Genomic DNA, 16,414 nt, shown 5'->3' with positions numbered 1-16,414 from the left:
TCTGAACGTGGTCTGAACATGTGATTCTGACCATATGATTCTGGACGTGAACCCCATCGGGAGGAACCCGCCATGCGTATTGGAGTGCTCACCGGGGGCGGCGACTGCCCCGGCCTGAACGCCGTGATCCGGGCAGTGGTCCGCAAGGGGGTGAGCGTGTACGGCCACGAGTTCGTCGGCTTCCGTGACGGCTGGCGCGGCCCGCTCGAAGGCGACACGATGCCGCTCGACATCCAGGCCGTGCGCGGCATCCTGCCGCGCGGAGGGACCATTCTCGGCTCCTCGCGCACCAACCCGATCAAGATCGAGGGCGGCGTCGACCGGATCAAGGACAACCTCGCCTCGACCGGCGTCGACGCGCTGATCGCCATCGGCGGCGAGGACACCCTGGGCGTCGCCAAGCAACTCTACGACCGCGACGTCAAGGTCGTGGGCGTGCCCAAGACGATCGACAACGACCTGTCGGGCACCGACTACACCTTCGGCTTCGACACCGCCGTCAACATCGCGACGGAGGCCATCGACCGCCTGCACACCACCGCCGAGTCCCACCACAGGGCGCTCATCTGCGAGGTCATGGGCCGGCACGCCGGCTGGATCGCCCTGCACGCGGGCATGGCCGGCGGCGCGAACGTCATCCTCATCCCGGAGAAGCCGTTCGACATCGACCGGGTCTGCGAATACGTGGAGTCGCGGTTCCGCACCCGCTACTCGCCGATCATCGTCGTCGCCGAGGGCGCCCACCCCGTCGAGGGCCAGATGGAGCTGCAGGCGGGCGAGCTCGACGCGTTCGGCCACGTCCGGCTTGGCGGCATCGGCGAGGTGCTGGCCAAGGAGATCGAGAAGCGCACCGGCAAGGAGGCCCGCACGACGGTGCTCGGTCACATCCAGCGCGGTGGCACCCCGACGGCCTACGACCGGGTGCTGGCCACCAGGTTCGGGCTGCAGGCCATCGACGCGGCCCACGAGGGCGACTACGGCAAGATGGTCGCGCTGCGCGGCACCGACATCGTCCGCGTCGGGCTCGACGAGGCCACGGCCGAGCTGAAGACCGTGCCCGTCTCGCGCTACGCGGAGGCGGAGGTGTTCTTCGGCTGACTGTAAGCGGGCTGCAAGCGGGCGGCCGTAGCTTCTGCGTCAGCGGGGTTACCGCTACAACCCCCTAAGGGGTACGGCTTGCGCCGCAGCGAGTTGGCGGCCCACCTGTGCGACGCGGGCCGTACCCATGACATAGATCATCGGCGGGGCGCGGCGGAGAGATCCATCTCCGGCGCGCCCTCGTCGTGCGCGCGCAGCCGTTCCCGGTAGGCCGCCTCGTTGCGCAGTTCCTTCTCCGACGGCGACAGCAGGGCCGCGAGCAGCAGGCCGACGGTGATCACGCTGGTGCCGACGATCAGCGGCAGCAGGAAGTCGACGCCCTGGGCGCCGGGCACAGCCCCCACCTCGTGGTGCGGCGTCACCGTCATGGAGTACATCCCGGTGTAGTGCATGCCCGCGACCGCCACGCCCATGACGAGCGCCGCGGCGCCGATCTTGAGCGCGCCGCTGACCCGTACGGTGAACCACAGCGCCGCCGTGGCCGCCGCGATCGCGATCAGCACCGAGACCGAGACGATCACCGGGTCATAGGAGACATGTGCTGACATGTTCATCGCGGCCATGCCGAGATAGTGCATGCTCGCCACGCCGGCTCCGGTCAGCAGACCGCCGCCGAGCAGGGAGCTCAGGCGATCGGCGCCGTACGCGGCGAGGAACAGCCCCACCCCCACGACCACGACCGCGATGAGCGCGGAGGTGACCGTGAGCGGCACGTCGTAGCGGATGGCCATGCCGGGGATGGAGAAGCCGAGCATGGCGATGAAGTGCATCGTCCAGATGCCCGTGCCGCCGATGGCGAGGGCGGCTCCCACCAGCCAGAACGCGCCGGCGCGCCCGCCGACCACACGGGCCCGCGAGGTCAGGAGCAGGCCCAGCATCGAACCCATGCTGGAGACGGCGTAGGCGGCGACGGGCGTCACGAGCCCGAAAGAGAAATGATCGACCAACGACATACCCACCCATCCCTCGCGTACTGATAAGGGAGTATGGGCGGGTGATCGTCGGCCGCGCAACTACCTTCTGCGCGAGCGCGATGGCTGCCTGCGCGACGGCTGCCTGCGCGGAGCCTGGGCCTGGCCGCCGGGCGCCGGCATGGACGAAGGATCGGCCTGCGGGGCGGGCGCCTGGGGATAGGACCCCTGGGGGAAGGGAGTCTGGGAGAAGGGAGCCTGGGGCGTGGGAGCCGCCATCGGCATCGGCGCGGGCGCCACACCGGGCGAGGGATAGGCGAGCTGCTGCTGCTGTTGCTGCGCGGTGCGCCGGCGCAGCTCCAGCTTGGCGAGGAGCTCCGCGTCCTCGTGCAGTTCCTCCTCCGACGGAGAGAGGATCACCATGAGGAGCATGGTCAGGGTGATCAGGCTGATCACGGTCATGAGGGGCACGAGGAAGTCGAGCGCGTCGGCGCCGGCGATCACGCCGGGCTCCGAATCGACCGTGACGTGCATCGCGTACATGCCGGTGTAGTGCATGCCGGACACGGCCACGCCCATGACCAGGGCGGCGCCGGTGATCCAGATGGGCTTCCTGACGCGGAGGGTGAACCACAGCGCCGCCGTCGCGGCCACCACGGCGATGACCACGGAGATCGCCACGGTGACGCGGTCGTAGGAGACCTGGGCGGACATGTTCATCGCGTACATGCCCAGGTAGTGCATGGAGGCCACCCCGAGCCCCGTCAGCAGGCCGCCGCCGAGCAGGGCCAGGAGGCGGCCGCGGCCGTAGGAGACGAGGAACAGGCCGGTGCCCACGACGATGATGGCGACGGCCGCGGAGGCCGCGGTGAGCCACACGTCGTACTTGATCTGGGTGCCCTCCACCTGGAAGCCCATCATGCCGATGAAGTGCATGACCCAGACGCCCGTGCCGCCGATGGAGATGGCCGCGCCGAGCAGCCACCGCACCTTGGAACCCCCGCGCGAAGCGTGGGCCTGCGCGGTGAGACGCAGGCCGAGCATTGACCCGATGCACGACATCACGTAGGCCAGCAGCGGCGTGAGCGGCCCATAGGTGAAATGATTCACAGCGGTCATCTATCGCGTTCCTTGCATTAGGGGTCCCCGATTCTGCCATCGGGAATGTCCCTTACGCATGGATATTGCAACTATCTGTCAACTTGTTATGTCGGAAATATGAGAAAGGCTCATGGCTATCGAGGGGCCGTTCTGGCGGGCGATCGCCGTCTTCCGCGTCGCGTCCGTGGTGTACGCGATCGTCCTGATGGCCCAGCACCGCGGCTACGAGCAGCCGGTCCTCGGCTGGCTGGTGATCGGCGTGATGGTGCTCTGGACCGCGGGGACGACGCTCGCCTACTCCGCCGCCGCGCTGCGCCGGTGGCCGTTGCTCGTGACCGACCTGCTCGTGGTGCTGGCCTGCCTGCTGGCCTCGCCGTACGTCCAGGGCGCCGAGCAGGGCGAGGCGGGCACGACGCCCGTCCCCGCGACCTGGGTCGCCGGGCCCGTGCTCGCCTGGGCCGTGCACGGCGGCCGGCGCGCGGGAGCGGTGGCGGCGCTCGCCATGGCGGCGGGCGACCTGTGGCTGCGCGTGCGCGCCCCCGATGTGCCCATCCTGATCAACGGCGCGGTCCTGCTCTTCCTGTCGGGCGTCGTGGTCGGCCACGTGGCCAGGCTCGCCAAGCAGGCCGAGGAGCGCATGCAGCGGGCCGTCGAGATGGAGGCCGCCCAGCGCGAGCGCGACCGCCTGGCCCGCGACATCCACGACTCGGTCCTCCAGGTGCTCGCCCTGGTGCACCGGCGCGGGCAGCGGCTCGGCGGCGAGGCGGCCGAGCTCGGCCGCCTCGCCGGTGAGCAGGAGTCCGCCTTACGCCGCCTCGTCGCCGACCGCCCCGGCGAGGCCGGCGAGCCGGGCTCCGCCGACCTGCGCACCCTCCTGCTGCGGCACGCCTCGTCCCAGGTGACGGTCTCCACCCCCGCCACGCCGCTGGTCCTGCCGGCGCCGGTGGCGGAGCAGGCGGTGGCCGCCGTCGGGGCGGCCCTGGACAACGTCAGGGCGCACTGCGGGCCGTCGGCGCGCGCCTGGGTGCTGGCGGAGCCGGGCGAGGGCACCGTGACGGTCAGCGTGCGGGACGACGGGCCGGGCATCCCGGAAGGGCGGCTGGACGAGGCGTTGGCCGAGGGGCGCATGGGGGTCGCCCGCTCCATCCGCGGCCGGGTGGCCGACCTGGGCGGTGACGTCTTGATCGTCAGCGTCCCCGGGCAGGGCACCGAGGTCGAGATCAGCCTCCCCGCGTGACCCCGCCCCCGCGACGCTGATCGTGGCCCTGCTCCGCCGAGGCCGGAGCGCGGGGCGCGGCCGGCGTTAGAGTTGCGGGCATGGTGCGGGTCATGGTGGTGGACGACCATCCCATGTGGCGTGACGGGATCTCGAGAGATCTGGCCGAGGCCGGCTACGACGTCGTGGCCACCGTGGGTGAGGGGCGGCAGGCGGTCAGGGTGGCCGGCGCGGTCCGGCCCGACCTCGTGGTGCTCGATCTGCGGCTGCCCGACATGCCGGGCCACGAGGTGGCCGCCGGGTTGTCCGGGCTGGAGGCGCCGCCGCGCGTGCTGGTGTTGTCGGCCAGCGCCGAGCAGGAGGACGTGCTGGAGGCCATCAAGGCGGGCGCGTCCGGATATTTGGTGAAATCGGCGAGCCGGGAGGAGTTCCTCGACGCCGTACGCAGGACAGCCGAGGGCGACGCCGTGTTCACCCCCGGGCTGGCCGGGCTCCTGCTGGGCGAATACCGGCGGCTGGCCGCGCAGCCCGCGCCCGCCGAGGGCCCGCGCCTCACCGAGCGCGAGACGCAGGTGCTCCGGCTGGTCGCCAAGGGGTTGTCGTACAAACAGATCGCCGAGCGGCTGGTGGTCTCGCACCGCACCGTGCAGAACCACGTCCAGAACACCCTCGGCAAGCTCCAGCTGCACAACAGGGTGGAGCTGGTGCGATATGCGATCGAGCAGGGCCTCGACGCGGACTAAACTCGGGGGCGCGCGACGTTGGCACCAACACGCCTTTTCCCCATTTCCCGGAGGTTCCACCATGACGATGTCTGCCCTGGGCGAGCCGTGCGTGCTGCTCAAGCTGGGCGAGATCGTCCTCAAGGGCAAGAACCGCGAGCTGTTCGAACGCCGCCTGATCGGTAACATCCGCGACGCGCTCCAGCCGCTCGGGATCAAGGTCGACGTGCGCAGACGGCACGGCGTGATCGCGATCTTCCTCCCCCAGGGCGCCACCGCGGAGCAGGCCGGAGCCGTGGCCGAGCGGGTCGCCGACGTGCCGGGGCTGGTGTGGATCCACCGGGCCTGGAGGGTCGAGAAAGACCCGGAAACGGTGCTGAAGGCCGGTCTCGAGCTCGTCGGGGAGAGCGAGGAAGCAAAGCGCGGCGCCCGCTTCGCGGTCCGCTCGCGCCGCCGCGACAAACGTTTCCCGCTGCGCTCCAACGAACTCGACCGCATGGTGGGCGGCGCGATCAACGACGAATACCGCCTGCCCGTCGACCTGAAGAACCCCGAGCTGACGGTGTTCATCGAGGTCGACAGGGACGAGGTGTTCGTCTTCACCGACGGCATCCCCGGCCAGGGCGGCCTGCCGGTCGGCAGCAGCGGACGGGCGCTGGTGCTGATGTCGGGCGGCATCGACTCGCCGGTGGCCGCTTACCGGATGATGCGGCGCGGCCTGCACGTCGACTTCCTGCACTTCTCGGGCATCCCGTTCACCACCTCCGAGTCGATCTACAAGGCGTACGCGCTGGTGCGGAAGCTCGACAGGTTCCAGGGCGGCTCGCGGTTGTGGGTGGTGCCGTTCGGCAAGGCGCAGCAGTCGATCCGCACCTCCGGCCAGGACCGCCTGGCCGTGATCGCCCAGCGGCGGCTCATGCTCAAGACGGCCGAAGAGGTCGCCCACCGCATCCGCGCCGCCGCGCTGATCACCGGTGACGCGCTCGGGCAGGTCTCCTCGCAGACCCTGACCAACATCACGGCTCAGGACAACGCGGTCGAGCTGCCGATCCTGCGGCCGCTGGTGGGCTGGGACAAGACCGAGATCATGGCCGAGGCCCGGCGCATCGGCACGCTGGAGATCTCGGAGCTGCCCGACGAGGACTGCTGCTCCCTGCTGGCGCCCAAGCGCGCCGAGACGCGGGCCAAGATCGACGACCTGAAGCAGATCGAGAAGCGGCTCGACGCCGAGGAGCTGTGCGTGCAACTGGCCGACTCGATCCAGGAGTACACGCTCTAGGCGGTCCTGCACGGCCGGCGCCCTGATCCACCCCTCGGCCGGCGGGCGGATCAGGGCGGTCGTCACCGGGACGACCGGGACGGCGAACGACAGGAGCCCGGGCAGAGGATGAAGGGCCGGGTCAGGCGGCGACCGCGGCCGCGGTCGACTTGCCGAGCAGCGCGGGGAAGTCCGTCATGACCTGGGCCAGCTCACCCAGGTCGGTGTCGACGAGCGCCTGCGGGCCGTCGCAGAGCGCCTGCTCGGGCTGCGGGTGCACGTCGATGATCACGCCGTCGGCGCCCACCGCGATGGCCGCGCGGGTCAGCGGCAACACCAGGTCACGCCGGCCGCCGGAGTGCGACGGGTCGATGATCACCGGCAGGTGCGACAGCCGCTGCGCCACCGGGACCGCGGAGACGTCGAGCGTGTTGCGCGTCGCCGTCTCGAACGTCCTGATGCCCCGCTCGCACAGCACGATGTCCAGGTTGCCGCGCTGCGCGATGTACTCGGCGGCCATCAGCCACTCCTCGATCGTGGCGTTCATGCCGCGCTTGAGCATCACCGGCCGCCCGGCCGCGCCGACCGCCCGCAGCAGCGCGAAGTTCTGCGCGTTGCGGGTGCCGACCTGCAACATGTCGGCGTACGACGCCACCAGCTCGACGTCCTGGGCGTCCACGACCTCCGTCACGATCGGCAGCCCGGTCTCCTCGCGCACGTCGGCCAGGATGCGCAGGCCGGCCTCGCCCAGCCCCTGGAACGCGTACGGCGACGTGCGCGGCTTGAACGCCCCGCCCCGCAGCAGCACCGCTCCCGCCGACTGCGCCATCCTGGCCGCGTCCAGCGTCTGCTGGCGCGTCTCCACCGCGCACGGCCCCGCGATCAGCGTCACGGTGTCGGGGCCGATCGGCACGCCGCCCACGTGGACCGTGGAGCGTTCCGGATGGTTCTCCCTGCTGACCAGCTTGTACGGCGTGGTCACGCGCATCACGTCGCGCACCCCCGGCATGCCGCGCAGGCCGGCCGCGTCGAGCTGGGTGACGTCGCCGACCAGGCCGACGATGGTGCGGCGCACCCCCTTGCTGATGAAAGCCTCCACCCCGGCCGCCTCGACGACCGACACGATCGACGTGAGATCGTCCGGCGTGGCCTCCGGGCCCATCACGATCACCATCTGCTTCTCCTTCTGCCTGAAAACACGAAAGGCCCCGGGTCCACGTGGACCCGGGGCCTTTCGTTCGCCTGTCTGCTAGCGCAGCGTCAGATGGCGAACGGACTCGGGTCCGTCGCCATACCAAAACCAGAACGCTGTGCGCATAGACCCCAATCGTAGCGCACCGCACCCGGCCGCGTGCCATCGGCGGCCCGATGGCAGGATGGCCCAAGACGCGAGACCGGCGAGGGGAGTGATCGTGGAGGAGTCGCGCCTGCCTCCAGGCCAGTACGTCCCGCGCGGCAGACCCGTGATCCACTACGGCAGGGTCCCCACGTTCAAGCCCGAGAGCTGGGACTTCCGCGTGTTCGGGGCCACTGCCACCGGCGAGGAGCACTGTTACACCTGGGAGGAGTTCGAGCGGCTGCCCCGCACGACCCGGCTCGCCGACTTCCACTGCGTCACCAAGTTCTCGCTCATGGCCAACGAGTGGCGCGGCGTCGCCCCCGCCACCATCATCGGCGCATTCCCGCCCGACCCCGGCGTGCGCCACGTGATGATCTGGGCCGAGTACGGCTACAGCGCCAACCTGCGGATGTCCGACTTCACCGCCCCCGGCACGCTGTTCGCCATGGAGCTCGACGAGAAACCGCTCAGCCCTGACCGCGGCCACCCGGTGCGGATCGTGGTGCCCCACCTCTACGCGTGGAAGAGCGTCAAATGGGTGCGCGGCATCGAATATCTCCTCGAGGATCGCCGGGGCTTCTGGGAGGAGCGCGGCTACCACAACCTCGCCGACCCCTGGCGCGAACAGCGCTACTCCTACCAGGAAGAACCCGGCGAGGGCCCGCCGTAGCGCAAGAGCGGTCTCACTGCGGGTTTCGCCCCGGACACGGCGCGTTGTTGGCTACGGTGGCCCGCATGCTGACTGGCGTGGCGCTGTTCCTGCTGGCCTTCGCCGCCGGTTACGGGCTGGCCAGGACGCGGCCGTGCCGTGACGCGCTGCCGCAGGGCCGCAGGTCGGACGAGGCGACGTTCACCACGTTGCACATCGCCGCGCTCGCCGCCCCCGCCCTGCGCGCGGGGCTCGGCCGCGACTCCGCCCGCAAGGCCGTCCGGCACCTGCGCACGCTGCTCGGCACCCACGCCGTCGCGATCACCTCGGCCGAGGCGGTGCTGGCCTGGGACGGCCCGGCGGACGCGCCGCGCGAAGGGCCGCGCGAAGGGCCGCGCGAAGGGCCGCGCGAAGGGCCGCGCGAAGGGGACGTGCTCGCCCACGCCCGCGCCACGCTGGCCGCCGGCCGGGCCCAGGTGTTCCCCGGCGAGCCGTACGCGGCGGTGGTGGTGCCGCTGACCGTGGACGGCGCGGTCGTGGGCACGCTGGCTGCCCACGACGACGAGGTCAGCGCCGCGCTCGTGCGCACCGTCACCGAGGTCGGCCGCTGGGTCTCCGGCCAGCTGGAGCTGGCCGACCTGGACGCCTCGCGGCAGCGCGCGCTGGAGGCCGAGATGCGCGCGCTGCGCGCCCAGATCTCGCCGCACTTCATCTACAACGCGCTCACCACGATCGCCTCGTTCGTCCGGACGAACCCCAGGCGCGCCCGCGAGCTCCTGCTCGACTTCGCCGACTTCGCCCGCTACGCCCTGCGCAGGGCCAACGACTTCACCACCCTCGCCGACGAGCTGACCTGCGTCGACCGCTACCTGCTGCTGGAGCGCGCCCGCTTCGGCGACAAGCTGCGCTTCACCGTGCAGGTGGCTCCGGAGGTGCTGCCGGTGCCCGTGCCGTTCCTGTGCCTGCAGCCGCTGGTGGAGAACGCCATCAAGCACGGCATGCGGGGCGACGGCGGCGCCGCGGGGGAGGTGCGGGTCGTGGTGCGCGACGCGGGCCCCGAGGCGCACATCACCGTCGAGGACGACGGCGCGGGGATGGATCCCGAGTGCGCGCGGCGCATGCTCGACGACGAACCCGGCCGCGAGGGCGGCGGCATCGGGCTGGCGAACGTGGACCTCAGGATGCGCCAGATCTACGGCGACGGCTACGGGCTCGTCGTGGAGACCGCGCTGGGCGCCGGCACCAAGGTGCGGTTGCGCGTACCGAAGACACAACTTGGCTCATAGTAGTCAATTCATTACACTAAGCTGGCTTACCCCTTGTGGCCTCTGCTTTTCTACGGCAGCGTGGTGGACATGCTGAGAGTTCTGGCCGTCGACGACGAAGTGCCGGCTCTGGAGGAGCTCGCCTACTTGTTGCGCCAGGACGACCGGATCGAGCAGGTCACGACCGCGGCCGACGGCGTCACCGCGCTCCAGGACATGGTGCAGATGATCGGCGCGGGCGAGCGGCTCGACGGCGTCTTCCTCGACATCCGGATGCCCGGGCTCGACGGGCTCGACCTCGCCCGGCTCGTCGGCGGCTTCCCCAGCCCGCCCCGGCTGGTCTTCGTGACGGCCCACGAGGAGTGCGCGGTGCAGGCGTTCGAGCTGGAGGCGGTCGACTACCTGCTGAAGCCGGTCAGGGCCGAGCGGCTGGCCGAGGCCGTGCGCAGGCTGGAGGCCGCCACCTCGCCCGCCGCCGAGCCGGGCCAGGACGACGTGATCCCCGTCGAGCTGGGCGGGCGCACCCGCTTCGTGCCCCAGCAGGCCGTCTGGTTCGCCGAGGCCAAGGGCGACTACGTGCGCCTGCACACCGTCGACGGCAGCTATCTCGTGCGCATGTCGCTGGCCGCGCTGGAACGGCGCTGGTCGGAGGCCGGGTTCATCCGCATCCACCGCAGCACTCTGGTGTCGGCCAAGCACGTCAGCGAGCTCAGGTTCGAGGGCGGGCGGGTGTCGCTCACCGTCGGCACCGAGACGCTGCAGGTCAGCAGGCGGCACAGCCGCCAGGTCCGCGAACAGCTCGTACGCCAGCACAGGGGCGTGATCTCGTGACGGTCGGCGGAGGAGTGGTCCGGTGACGGCGGAGCGCCGTGTCGTCGTCTCGCGACGGCCGGTCGCCCTCGGGCGCGGCCGGCGGCGCGTCGACGAGCACGGCAGGCAGGTCCCGCCCGACGTGCCGGCCATCGTGGGGCGCCAGTTACGGCAGGCCATGCTGACGGTGGCCGCCGTCGCCGCGGTGCTGGCGGGCGTCCCCGTCATCGCCATGTGGGTGCCCGCCCCCGAGGTCTGGGTGGCGCTCTCGCTGGCCGCCCAGGCCGCCTGGGTGGGGCTGGCCGTGGTGCAGCTGAGACGGGCGGAGCGGCTGGAGAAATGACCGTCGCGGTGCTCACCGGGATCGCCTTCGTCGTCGTACTGGGCGTGATGGTGGGCGCCGCGCGGCCGCGCCGCTCCAGCGGCCTGGCCGACTTCCACGTGGCGGCCAGGGAGGTGCCGCCCTGGTGGAACGGTGCCGCGATCTCCTCCGAGGTCACCTCGGCGGCGGCCTGTCTCGGCACCGCGGGGCTCATCGCCACCCACGGCGGGCCGATGTTGTGGTATCCGGTCGGGGCCGCCGCCGGGTTCGTCGTCATCCTGGCGCTGGTCGTGGCGCCGCTGCGCCGCTCGGGGACGTACACGCTCCCCGACTTCGCCGGATGGCGGCTCCGCTCGGCCCGGCTGCGCCCGTTCACCACCTGCTTCCTCCTGGTCATCGGGCTGGCGTTCATGGTCGCCCAGCTGCACGCCGCCGGGATCGTGGTGCGGCTGCTGACCGGGCTGCCGCCGTGGCTGGGCTGGGCGGCCGTCGGGGCGGCGACGCTGGGCGTGGCGGTCGCGGGCGGCCTGGGGAGCGTGACGAGCCTGCAGGCCTCGCAGTTCTGGCTGAAGCTGGTCGTCTTCCTGGGCGTGGGGGTCATCTGCTGGTGGATGTCGGGCGCGCGGCCGATCACCCTGTTCGAGGGCTCCTACCGGGCCGGGGTGGCCGGGCTGGCGGGGGCCGGCGACCCGTCGCTGCCCGGGGTGCTGGCGGTGCTGCTGGCGTGCGCGCTGGGCACGATGGGGCTGCCGCATGTGATCGTCCGCGTCTACACCAACAGGGACGCCCGCGCGGCCAGGCGGTCGATCGTGGCGGCCCAGGTGATGCTGGCGGTGTTCGGCGTCGTCCCGCCGTTGTACGGGGCGCTGGGGCACCGGCACGCGCGCGACGCGGCGGCGGACGAGATCGTGCTCCTGCTGCCCGCCAGGATGTTGCCCGGGGCCGCCGGAGAGGTGCTCACCGGGGTGCTGGCGGCCGGGGCGTTCGCGGCGCTCCTCGCGACCATGGTGGGCGTGCTGGTGGCCGTCGGGGGCGCGGTGTCGTCATGCGTGCCGCCGGCGGGCGCCCGTTCCTTCCGCGCCGCCGTGACCGCGGTGCTGCTGGCGGCGCTCGCCCTGACCGCGGCCAGCACCCCGCGGGAATCGGTGGCGCTGGTGGTGGTCGGCTTCACCCTCTCCGCAGCCACGTTCTGCCCGATGCTGGTGCTCGGCATCTGGTGGCGGCGGCTGACGGACGCGGGGGTGGCGGCGGGGTTCGCCCTGGGAGGGGGCGTGACCGCCGCGCTCGTGCTCAGCGAGCAGGCAGGCGTGCGCGTGGGGGAGCCGGCGTCCTATCCCGCGCTGGTCGCGGTGCCGGTGGCGTTCGCGGCCATGGTCATGATGTCCCTGGTCACGCCGGGCCGGGTGCCGAGCGGGGTGGGGTGGATGATGGCCAGGATGCACGTGCCCGAGCCGGGTGCGGGCCCCCCAACTGCCGCTCATCGCAGCCCGGTGACCGCTCGTCGCATTAGCACTCTCCGTATGGCGATGACTACAGACCGTTCGACGAGCTGTCCGTAAACGGGGTTTCGCCCGCATGATCGCGACCGTAGTGTTTCGGCATCGGATAGCCACCCCGGCGCGTTGGGGGGACAAGCCGCAAGGCTCACAGCAGATCTGATGCGCCGGATTCACCGGCGACCGCGCAGGTCGCCGCGGCGGCCGGGCCCTGACCGGGGGGTGGGGCCCGCCACGCCGTTCCGTGAGGGGGCGCCCGCTGAGGCCGCAATACCGGCCCCGCGATCCGGGCCACGGGGGCTCCGGATCACGCGAGCGGGCGTCCCTCATCATGTTCGGTGGCCCCGTTACGGTTGTGTCCGGCTGCCACCGGTGGTCGCGCGACCGCGCACGGCGGGCGCTCCATGCCCGCGTCGACCGTGTACGCGCGCTCAGCCGTCGCGGAGCTGCTTGAGCAGGGCGATGTCCTCGGCGTGCTTGGGAGCCTTGCCCGGCGTCTCGATGCAGATCGGCACGCCCGCCACCGCCGGGTGCCGCATCAGCTCGGCGAACGGCCGCGCGCCGATGAGGCCGGCCCCGATGTTCTCGTGGCGGTCCTTCTTGGCGCCGCAGGCGTCCTTCGAGTCGTTGGCGTGGATCAGCTTGAGCCGCCCGGGAGCGATCGTGTGCAGGGCGTCGAACGTCTCCCGCACCCCGCCCTCGGCCGCCAGGTCGTGACCGGCGGCGAAGGCGTGGCAGGTGTCGAGGCAGATGCCGGCCCGCGGATGCCAGTCGAGGGCCGCTAGGTAGGGCTCGATGTCCTGGACCGTGGCGCACAGCATGGCGCCCTGGCCCGCCATCGGCTCGAGCAGCAGGTCGGGCCCGCCGTCGGGGATCTCGTCGAGCAGCGGCAGCAGGTTTTCGCGGGTCTGGCGCAGCGCGTCGTCGCGGGGCTGCGTCACGGCCGAACCCGTGTGCACCACGACCCCCTTGGCGCCGGTCGCCACGCCGCGGCGCAGCGTGTGGCGCACGATCGCGATGGAGTTGGCCAGCGTCTCGGGACTGGGCGAGCCGAAGTTGGCGAGATAGGGCACGTGGATGAACGCGTCGACGCCCGACTCCGCCAGCCGGGCGTCCTGCTCGGGCTTGCCCTCGGTGAGCGCCCACCCTCGCGGGTTGGTGACGAACACCTGGATCATCTCGGCGCCGATCTCCGCCATGTATTTCAGGCCGCCCGTCGCGAGGCCGCCCGTCACGGACACGTGTCCGCCGATCAGGGATTTCAGGGTCATGATGACCGACAGTGTAGGCGCAGTGGCGGACACTTCCCGTACGCCACCGCGCCGGTCTGGTCAGCAGGCCCGTGAGACGGCCCCGTATGACCCGGTGAGGTGACGCGGTGAGGCGGCCGGATGAGGTGGCCCGCACAAAGGTTGCTCCAAGAGGCTGGCCTGTCCCCTTTGGCGGGCACGCGGGCGGGTAACGCCTCTTTCGTTCGCCAACGCAGGCCAGACGGGGAGAGCCCATGCGTGCCATCGCCATTTCCGCCTTCGGAGCCCGGCCGGAGCTCGTCGAGCTGCCAGAGCCCGTGCCAGGACCCGGCGAGCTGCTGGTCCGCCTGCGGGCCGCGGCCTACAACCCGGTCGACACGAAGATCGCGAGCGGCGCCATGACAGGATTGTCGCCCAGGTTCCCGCTCATCATGGGGCAGGACGCCGCCGGCGTCGTGGAGGCCGTCGGGGCCGAGGTCACCGCGTACGGGCCCGGTGACGAGGTCTACGGCCGCTTCAGCGACCCCGCCCGCGGCCTCGGCGGCTACGCCGAGTACGGCGTGGTGGCCCAGGACGGGCCCGTCGCCCGCATGCCCAAGGGCCTGCTGCCCGAGCAGGCCGCGGCCGTGCCCACCGCGAGCGCGACCGCGTACGCCCTGGTCGAGACGGCTGAACTGGCCGAGGGCCAGACCGTGCTGATCGTCGGGGCGACGGGCGGTGTGGGCCAGGCGGCCGCCCAGCTCGCCGCCCTGCGCCGCGCGTACGTCATCGCCACCGCCGCGCCGGACGCGGAGGACCTCATGAGCGACCTGGGCGCCAACGAGACGGTCGACCACACCAAGGGAGACGTGCCAGGACAGGTGCTCGCCGCCTGGCCCGACGGGATCGACGCGGTGTTCGACCTGGCCACCCCAGCCGGCGCCGTCGACGCCATGGCGGGCGTACTGCGCCCGGGCGGCGTGATCTGCAGCGTCGTCCACGCGCTCGACCCTGACGCCCTGGCCGCGAGAGGGCTGCGCGGCGTCAACGTGATCAACCGGGTCACCCCGGAGGTCCTGACGGGCCTGGCCGAGCTGATCGACGGCGGCGAGCTGCGCGTGCGGGTCGAGTCGCTGGTGCCGCTGGAGCGGGCGCCGGCCGCGCTGCGCGACATCGCCGCAGGCCACGCCAGGGGCAAGACCGTGATCACGATCTGACCCTGGCCCGGGACTTGGAGCATGACACAAAAGTCCCGACCATCGGGGCGGCCGGTTCGGAGTTCTCGCGGATGGACCGGGCACGTAGCGCATGTGTGTACTTCAGACATGCCCGACACGCTCACCGCGCTCGACGCCTTCAACGCACGGCCGCCCGACGCGGCCGAGCGCGACCTGCTCGCCTGCTGCGCCTGCCGCGCCTTCGCCGTGAAGGTCGCGGGCCTGCGACCGTACCGCGGGCTCGGCGAGCTGCTCGCCGCCGCGGACGCGGCCGTTCGGGAACTTGCGTGGTCCGGCGTGCTGGAGGCGCTGGGCGCGCACCCGAGGATCGGCGAGCGGGCGGCCGGCACCGGCACGGAGGCGGCCTGGTCGCGGCAGGAGCAGTCAGGGGTCGACGACGCGTCGCGCGCGGCCCTGGCGGAGGGCAACCGGGCCTACGAGGAGCGTTTCGGGCACGTCTACCTCGTCTGCGCCACCGGCCTCGACGGCGCGGAGTTGCTGGCCAAGCTCACGTCCCGGCTGCGCAACGACGAGGAGACCGAGCGCGACGTCGTACGCGCCGAGCTGGCCGCGATCACGCGGGTGCGGCTGCGCAAGCTCATCGAGGAGGGGAGATGAGCTTCTCCACGCACGTGCTGAACGCGGTCACCGGGCTGCCCGCCGAGGGCGTCCGCGTGCGGTTGGAGCACGACGGAAGCGTCCTGGCCGAGGGGCGGACCGACGCCGACGGCCGGATCAAGGGCTGGGAGCCGGGAACCGGGGTGCACCGCGTCGTCTTCGACACCGGCGGCTACCTGCCCGAGACGTTCTATCCCGAGGTCGTCGTCACCTTCACCGTGACCGATCCTGGCCGGCACCACCACGTGCCCCTGCTGCTCAGCCCGTACGCCTACTCCACCTACCGAGGGAGTTAGATGGCCGTCAAGCTCGGGCCCAACCGCTACGGCAAGGCGGAGACGCGGCTCGTCCACGTCGTCAAGGACGGCCCCGTGCACCACGTCAAGGACGTCAACGTCAGCACGTCCCTGTCGGGCGACATGGAGGCCGTCCACCTGACCGGCGACAACGCCGCCGTGCTGCCGACCGACACGCAGAAGAACACCGTGTACGCGTTCGCGAGCAAACACGGCGTCGGCCAGATCGAGGAGTTCGCCCTCCTGCTGGCCGGCCACTTCGCCGGGTCGCAACCCTCGATCCACCACGCCAGGGTGGAGATCGAGGAGTACGCCTGGCGCCGCGAGGGTCCGCACTCGTTCGCGCGCGCGGGCGGCGAGGTGCGCACCTGCGTCGTCCACCGCGACCGCGACGGCCGCGCCACCGTGGTGTCCGGGCTCAAGGACCTGGTGCTGCTCAACTCGACGGGGTCGGAGTTCCACGGCTACATCGCCGACGAGTACACCACGCTGCCGCCCGCCACCGACCGGGTCCTCGCCACAGCCGTCGAGGCACGGTGGCGGCACGCCGGTGACACCCCCTCCTACGGCTCGTCCTACGAGCGGGTGCGGCGATGCCTGGTCGAGGCGTTCGCGGACACGCACAGCCGCTCGCTCCAGCAGACCCTGTACGCCATGGGCGAGCGGGCGCTGACCGCCTGCGAGGAGATCTGCGAGGTCAGGCTGGCCCTGCCGAACAAGCACCACTTCGCCGTCGACCTGTCGCCCTTCGGCCTGGACAACGACAACGAGGTCTTCTTCGCCGCCGACCGCCCGTACGGCCTGATCGAGGGCAGTGTGCTGCGTGAGGACGCGCCCGACGCCGGATTCGCCTGGGAGTAGACACCG

The 16,414-nt window shown here is 71.7% G+C and carries 17 protein-coding genes; 13 read left to right on the top strand and 4 right to left on the bottom strand.

The genetic code is table 11. The features are described from left to right. Positions 1-72 precede the first annotated feature (72 nt). Positions 73-1,098 (top strand): 6-phosphofructokinase, encoded by a 1,026-nt coding sequence (locus ACTWPV_RS12170; RefSeq protein WP_132514396.1) that lies wholly within the window; start codon positions 73-75, stop codon positions 1,096-1,098. Positions 1,099-1,235: 137 nt separating this feature from the next. Here the strand turns inward: ACTWPV_RS12170 and ACTWPV_RS12165 are convergent, their stop codons facing one another. Both ACTWPV_RS12165 and ACTWPV_RS12160 read right to left on the bottom strand, forming a co-directional pair. Continuing rightward, on the bottom strand, positions 1,236-2,051 hold the full coding sequence (locus tag ACTWPV_RS12165; protein WP_443151814.1) for an MHYT domain-containing protein: 816 nt from the start codon (positions 2,049-2,051) through the stop codon (positions 1,236-1,238). Between the two features lie 60 nt (positions 2,052-2,111). Then, positions 2,112-3,128, bottom strand: coding sequence for an MHYT domain-containing protein (locus tag ACTWPV_RS12160; protein ID WP_443151813.1), 1,017 nt, complete (start codon positions 3,126-3,128; stop codon positions 2,112-2,114). A 112-nt stretch (positions 3,129-3,240) separates the two neighbouring features. Between ACTWPV_RS12160 and macS the strand changes: the two genes are divergently transcribed. The 3 genes from macS (at position 3,241) to thiI (ending at position 6,327) form a co-directional block, all read left to right on the top strand. Continuing rightward, positions 3,241-4,347 (top strand): MacS family sensor histidine kinase, encoded by a 1,107-nt coding sequence (macS, locus tag ACTWPV_RS12155; RefSeq protein WP_443151812.1) that lies wholly within the window; start codon positions 3,241-3,243, stop codon positions 4,345-4,347. 80 nt (positions 4,348-4,427) lie between these two features. Further along, complete coding sequence (locus tag ACTWPV_RS12150) at positions 4,428-5,069, top strand: response regulator transcription factor (protein WP_347642661.1); 642 nt, start codon at positions 4,428-4,430, stop codon at positions 5,067-5,069. Between the two features lie 61 nt (positions 5,070-5,130). Further along, on the top strand, positions 5,131-6,327 hold the full coding sequence (gene thiI / locus ACTWPV_RS12145) for a tRNA uracil 4-sulfurtransferase ThiI (RefSeq protein ID WP_347642662.1): 1,197 nt from the start codon (positions 5,131-5,133) through the stop codon (positions 6,325-6,327). 121 nt (positions 6,328-6,448) lie between these two features. Here thiI and aroF read toward each other — a convergent pair whose 3' ends face one another. After that, positions 6,449-7,480: a 3-deoxy-7-phosphoheptulonate synthase gene (gene aroF, locus ACTWPV_RS12140; RefSeq protein ID WP_443151811.1), complete on the bottom strand. Its 1,032-nt coding sequence runs from the start codon at positions 7,478-7,480 to the stop codon at positions 6,449-6,451. 238 nt (positions 7,481-7,718) lie between these two features. Between aroF and ACTWPV_RS12135 the strand changes: the two genes are divergently transcribed. The 5 genes from ACTWPV_RS12135 to ACTWPV_RS12115 all read left to right on the top strand — a co-directional run bounded on the left by ACTWPV_RS12135 (position 7,719) and on the right by ACTWPV_RS12115 (position 12,250). Then, positions 7,719-8,315, top strand: a complete 597-nt coding sequence (locus ACTWPV_RS12135; RefSeq protein WP_347642664.1) for a molybdopterin-dependent oxidoreductase — start codon at positions 7,719-7,721, stop codon at positions 8,313-8,315. Positions 8,316-8,380: 65 nt separating this feature from the next. Further along, a complete protein-coding gene (locus ACTWPV_RS12130) occupies positions 8,381-9,580 on the top strand; it encodes a sensor histidine kinase (RefSeq protein ID WP_443151810.1) in 1,200 nt (399 codons plus the stop codon). A 69-nt stretch (positions 9,581-9,649) separates the two neighbouring features. Further along, entirely contained in the window at positions 9,650-10,390 is a 741-nt protein-coding gene (locus ACTWPV_RS12125; RefSeq protein WP_443151809.1) for a LytR/AlgR family response regulator transcription factor, read from the top strand. Between the two features lie 22 nt (positions 10,391-10,412). Continuing rightward, on the top strand, positions 10,413-10,712 hold the full coding sequence (locus ACTWPV_RS12120; protein ID WP_347642667.1) for a hypothetical protein: 300 nt from the start codon (positions 10,413-10,415) through the stop codon (positions 10,710-10,712). Further along, positions 10,709-12,250, top strand: a complete 1,542-nt coding sequence (locus ACTWPV_RS12115; RefSeq protein ID WP_443151808.1) for a sodium:solute symporter family transporter — start codon at positions 10,709-10,711, stop codon at positions 12,248-12,250. The genes ACTWPV_RS12120 and ACTWPV_RS12115 overlap by 4 nt, the downstream gene beginning before the upstream one ends. Before the next feature lie 368 nt (positions 12,251-12,618). On the opposite strand, the gene ACTWPV_RS12110 is transcribed toward ACTWPV_RS12115, so the two are convergent. Beyond that, positions 12,619-13,458, bottom strand: a complete 840-nt coding sequence (locus tag ACTWPV_RS12110) for a deoxyribonuclease IV (RefSeq protein ID WP_443151807.1) — start codon at positions 13,456-13,458, stop codon at positions 12,619-12,621. Positions 13,459-13,691: 233 nt separating this feature from the next. Here ACTWPV_RS12110 and ACTWPV_RS12105 point away from each other — a divergent pair, with 233 nt between their 5' ends. From ACTWPV_RS12105 to pucL, 4 genes are all read left to right on the top strand, one after another. Then, on the top strand, positions 13,692-14,633 hold the full coding sequence (locus tag ACTWPV_RS12105) for an NADP-dependent oxidoreductase (protein ID WP_443151806.1): 942 nt from the start codon (positions 13,692-13,694) through the stop codon (positions 14,631-14,633). Between the two features lie 108 nt (positions 14,634-14,741). Then, positions 14,742-15,251 (top strand): 2-oxo-4-hydroxy-4-carboxy-5-ureidoimidazoline decarboxylase, encoded by a 510-nt coding sequence (uraD, locus tag ACTWPV_RS12100; protein ID WP_443151805.1) that lies wholly within the window; start codon positions 14,742-14,744, stop codon positions 15,249-15,251. Then, positions 15,248-15,547 (top strand): hydroxyisourate hydrolase, encoded by a 300-nt coding sequence (uraH, locus tag ACTWPV_RS12095; RefSeq protein ID WP_347642672.1) that lies wholly within the window; start codon positions 15,248-15,250, stop codon positions 15,545-15,547. Before uraD ends, uraH begins: the two co-directional genes overlap by 4 nt. Further along, the gene (gene pucL, locus ACTWPV_RS12090; protein WP_443151804.1) at positions 15,548-16,408 is read left to right on the top strand and encodes a factor-independent urate hydroxylase; all 861 of its coding nucleotides are present in this window, start codon (positions 15,548-15,550) and stop codon (positions 16,406-16,408) included. It abuts the gene before it with no gap. The last annotated feature ends 6 nt before the right edge of the window (positions 16,409-16,414 follow it).

Source organism: Nonomuraea sp. KM88 (assembly GCF_052245635.1).
Lineage (GTDB): Bacteria > Actinomycetota > Actinomycetes > Streptosporangiales > Streptosporangiaceae > Nonomuraea.
The sequence above is the reverse complement of the archived record's forward strand: the minus strand, read 5'-3'. Positions and strand labels throughout refer to the sequence as shown.

What these genes read in the sequence shown, in the direction of transcription:
- ACTWPV_RS12165 (WP_443151814.1), bottom strand. Translation starts at nt 2,051, where the DNA reads ATGTCGTTGGTCGATCATTTCTCTTTCGGGCTCGTGACGCCCGTCGCC.
- ACTWPV_RS12110 (WP_443151807.1), bottom strand. Translation starts at nt 13,458, where the DNA reads ATGACCCTGAAATCCCTGATCGGCGGACACGTGTCCGTGACGGGCGGC.
- ACTWPV_RS12170 (WP_132514396.1), top strand. Translation starts at nt 73, where the DNA reads ATGCGTATTGGAGTGCTCACCGGGGGCGGCGACTGCCCCGGCCTGAAC.
- ACTWPV_RS12125 (WP_443151809.1), top strand. Translation starts at nt 9,650, where the DNA reads ATGCTGAGAGTTCTGGCCGTCGACGACGAAGTGCCGGCTCTGGAGGAG.
- thiI (WP_347642662.1), top strand. Translation starts at nt 5,131, where the DNA reads ATGACGATGTCTGCCCTGGGCGAGCCGTGCGTGCTGCTCAAGCTGGGC.
- uraD (WP_443151805.1), top strand. Translation starts at nt 14,742, where the DNA reads ATGCCCGACACGCTCACCGCGCTCGACGCCTTCAACGCACGGCCGCCC.
- ACTWPV_RS12115 (WP_443151808.1), top strand. Translation starts at nt 10,709, where the DNA reads ATGACCGTCGCGGTGCTCACCGGGATCGCCTTCGTCGTCGTACTGGGC.
- ACTWPV_RS12130 (WP_443151810.1), top strand. Translation starts at nt 8,381, where the DNA reads ATGCTGACTGGCGTGGCGCTGTTCCTGCTGGCCTTCGCCGCCGGTTAC.
- ACTWPV_RS12160 (WP_443151813.1), bottom strand. Translation starts at nt 3,128, where the DNA reads ATGACCGCTGTGAATCATTTCACCTATGGGCCGCTCACGCCGCTGCTG.
- ACTWPV_RS12150 (WP_347642661.1), top strand. Translation starts at nt 4,428, where the DNA reads ATGGTGCGGGTCATGGTGGTGGACGACCATCCCATGTGGCGTGACGGG.
- uraH (WP_347642672.1), top strand. Translation starts at nt 15,248, where the DNA reads ATGAGCTTCTCCACGCACGTGCTGAACGCGGTCACCGGGCTGCCCGCC.
- ACTWPV_RS12105 (WP_443151806.1), top strand. Translation starts at nt 13,692, where the DNA reads ATGCGTGCCATCGCCATTTCCGCCTTCGGAGCCCGGCCGGAGCTCGTC.
- pucL (WP_443151804.1), top strand. Translation starts at nt 15,548, where the DNA reads ATGGCCGTCAAGCTCGGGCCCAACCGCTACGGCAAGGCGGAGACGCGG.
- aroF (WP_443151811.1), bottom strand. Translation starts at nt 7,480, where the DNA reads ATGGTGATCGTGATGGGCCCGGAGGCCACGCCGGACGATCTCACGTCG.
- macS (WP_443151812.1), top strand. Translation starts at nt 3,241, where the DNA reads ATGGCTATCGAGGGGCCGTTCTGGCGGGCGATCGCCGTCTTCCGCGTC.